The sequence below is a fragment of the Actinomadura sp. CNU-125 genome, from assembly GCF_001942465.1.
Lineage (GTDB): Bacteria > Actinomycetota > Actinomycetes > Streptosporangiales > Streptosporangiaceae > Spirillospora.
Genome location: NZ_MKJY01000441.1, coordinates 1 through 2,668, shown reverse-complemented (window position 1 = coordinate 2,668; position 2,668 = coordinate 1). Strand labels below are relative to the sequence as shown.

The window sequence follows — 2,668 nt, the reverse complement described above, 5'->3', positions numbered from 1 at the left end:
GGCGGCCGCGGCGGCGGCGCCACCGCGATCTCGGCGGGCGAGATCGTCGACGCCAGCGCCAGGTACCCGGCCAGCAGCACGCTCCACCAGGCCAGCGCCTCGGCGGCGGTCACGATCACGGCTCTGGTCATGGCCTCCGCATACCCGGCCGGACGGTTCCAACCATGATCGGGCGTGTCCGCCGCCCGGTCCGCCGCGGGCGGCACGGGGAGGACCGGTGGTGGCGGGCCCCGGCCGCTACGGCTGCGGGGCGCCGCCGCCGTCGGGCGGGGCGACGGCGGTCGCCTTGAAGAAGGCGTAGTGGAACGTCCCGCCGGGCTCGGCGGTGCGCCGCAGCCCCTCGATGCCGCGCTCCCACTCGTCCGGCGTGGTCAGCCCGGCGGCCAGGGCCTCCTGCCGGACCGAGCCGACCATCGCGGTGAAGGTGTCGTGGACGAACCCCTGGACGAGATCGGGCCGCGACCCGTCGACGTACACCGTCCGGGGGCGGACGGACACCCGCTCGTATCCGGCGGCGTCCAGCAGCGGGTGCAGCCGCCGCCCGATCAGCCCGTCGCCGCCCGCGGCGGCCTGCAGCTCCACCAGGTGCCCGATGGCGGCGCGGGCGGCGGCGCTGTCGGGATGGAAGAACGCCGACGCGTGGTCGCCCTCGATCACGGTGAGGGTGCCGCCGGGGCGCAGCACCCGCCGCAGCGCGGCCAGCGCCGCCATCGGGTCGGCCAGGTGCTCCAGGACGAAGCAGACGAACAGGTGGTCGAAGGAGGCGTCGGCGAACGGCAGGTCGTGCAGGTCGGCGCGCACCCAGGTCACCGGCGCGCCGGGGTGCGCGGCGGCGACGGCGGCGCGGGCCCGCGCCAGCGACTCGGCCGACACGTCCACCGCGGTCAGGTCCGCGCCGGGGCTGCCGCCGATCAGGTGGACGGTCTGGGCGCGACGCCGCAGCCGACCTCCAGCACCCGCGAGCCCGCCGGGTAGCGGGTGCCGCCGTGCAGCAGCTCGGCGAGCGCGTCGGCCTGCTCGCCGAGGCGCCGCGCCTCCCGGTCGGTGTATCCGTGAACGTACTGCGCCGCGCCGCCGGGGGAGCGGCGGCCGGTCGTCGTGGTTTCCATGAGGTCCACCGTGCCGCCACAATGGCCCGGTGAACAGGTCCAAACAAGACGCGCACCACGGGTCCATAACGGCGGCGGGAACGGCGGCGGACGGCGCCGGAGCGACCGGCGCGGACTTCCTGCAGCTCGACGCCCGCGACGCGCCCCGCGGCCGGCGCGCCGAATGGCTGGCCGGACGGCTCCGCGACGCCATCGCCGACGGCCGCCTGCCCGTCGGCGCCCGCCTCCCGGCGACCCGCACCCTGGCCGCCGACCTGCGGCTGTCGCGCGGCGTGGTCACCGAGGGGACCGGCGGCTCGTCGACGACGGCCACATCGCCGGACGCGGCCGGCGCCCGCACCGTCGTCGTCACCGCGCCCCTCACCGCCCCGCCCGCCGCGACGCCCACCGCCCCGCACTCCACCGGAACGGCGGGGGAGCGGGCCCGCACCACCGGCCCCTTCCGCGGCGACCCCGACCGCACCGTGTCGATGCCCTGCGCGACGCGCGCGCCCGCATCGACCTGTCACCCGGCCTGCCCGACCTGACCGCCTTCCCCCGCACCGCATGGCTGCGCGCCGAACGCACCGTCCTGACGACACTGCCCGCCTCCGGCCTCGGCTACGGCGACCCCCGCGGCGCCCCCGCACTGCGCGCGGCCGTCGCCGCCTGGCTCGCCCGCAACCGCGGCGTGCGCGCCGACCCCGCCGACATCATCATCACCAACGGCACCGCACAGGCCCTCGGCCTGCTGGCCCGCGTCCTGCGCGACGCCGGCACCGGCACCGTCGCGATCGAGGACCCGGGCTCGCTCGGCACCCGCCAGCACCTGCACTACTGGGACATCGCCACCCCGCCGGGGTCGACGCCGACGCGTCCGCGTCGACCTGCTGCACGCGTCCGGCGCCCCCGCCGTCCTGCTCACCCCCGCCCACCAGTTCCCCACCGGCGCCGTCCTGTCCGGGCCCCGCCGCCGCGCCCTCATGGACTGGGCCCGCGACGGCGGCCTGATCATCGAGGACGACTACGACGCCGAGCACCGCCACGACCGCCCGCCCGTCCCGGCCCTGCGCTCCATGCTGGCCGACCGCGTCTGCTACGCCGGGAGCGTGTCCAAACTCCTGGCACCCGCCCTGCGCACCGGCTGGCTGCTGCCCCCGCCCGAACTCCGCGACGCCGTCATCGACGCCAGACGCTGCTCCGACCTCGGCGGCGCCGCACTGCCGCAGCTCGTCCTCGCCCGGCTGATGGACACCGGCGAACTCGAACGGCAGCTGCGCTACCTGCGCCGCCGGCACCGCGCACGCCGCGACGCGATGATCCGCGCGATCGCCGAGCGGCTGCCCGCCGCGACCGTCCACGCGCCGCCGCCGGGCTCCACCTCACCCTCACCCTCGGCACCCCGTCCCTCGAACCCGGCGCGCGGACGGCGCCGCCGTCGACCGCGCCGTGGCCGCCGCCGCACTGGAGCGGGGCGCAAGCTCCACCCGCTGTCCTGGCACTGCCAGCGCCCGCCGGCGGCGTCCGGCGTGACCGTCGCGGGACGGCCGTTGACCTTGTTGTACGCCGTCATGATGCCG

At 77.7% G+C, this 2,668-nt stretch carries 3 protein-coding genes and 2 pseudogenes; 3 read left to right on the top strand and 2 right to left on the bottom strand.

Annotated features, from left to right (window positions below):
• Positions 1 to 237: 237 nt before the first annotated feature.
• Positions 238 to 888 (bottom strand): methyltransferase domain-containing protein, encoded by a 651-nt coding sequence (locus tag BJF79_RS36410; protein ID WP_262403087.1) that lies wholly within the window; start codon positions 886 to 888, stop codon positions 238 to 240.
• Between the two features lie 23 nt (positions 889 to 911).
• On the bottom strand, positions 912 to 1,109 hold the full coding sequence (locus tag BJF79_RS63365; protein WP_262403088.1) for a hypothetical protein: 198 nt from the start codon (positions 1,107 to 1,109) through the stop codon (positions 912 to 914).
• A gap of 29 nt (positions 1,110 to 1,138) precedes the next feature.
• Here BJF79_RS63365 and BJF79_RS63360 point away from each other — a divergent pair, with 29 nt between their 5' ends.
• The 3 genes and pseudogenes from BJF79_RS63360 to BJF79_RS63350 all read left to right on the top strand — a co-directional run.
• Complete coding sequence (locus BJF79_RS63360; protein ID WP_075904239.1) at positions 1,139 to 1,636, top strand: GntR family transcriptional regulator; 498 nt, start codon at positions 1,139 to 1,141, stop codon at positions 1,634 to 1,636.
• Positions 1,585 to 1,827 (top strand): annotated as a pseudogene (locus tag BJF79_RS67725) (aminotransferase class I/II-fold pyridoxal phosphate-dependent enzyme); the annotation flags it as partial. The gene BJF79_RS63360 and the pseudogene BJF79_RS67725, both read left to right, overlap by 52 nt.
• Positions 1,828 to 2,071: 244 nt before the next feature.
• Positions 2,072 to 2,668, top strand: a pseudogene (locus BJF79_RS63350) (hypothetical protein); the annotation flags it as partial.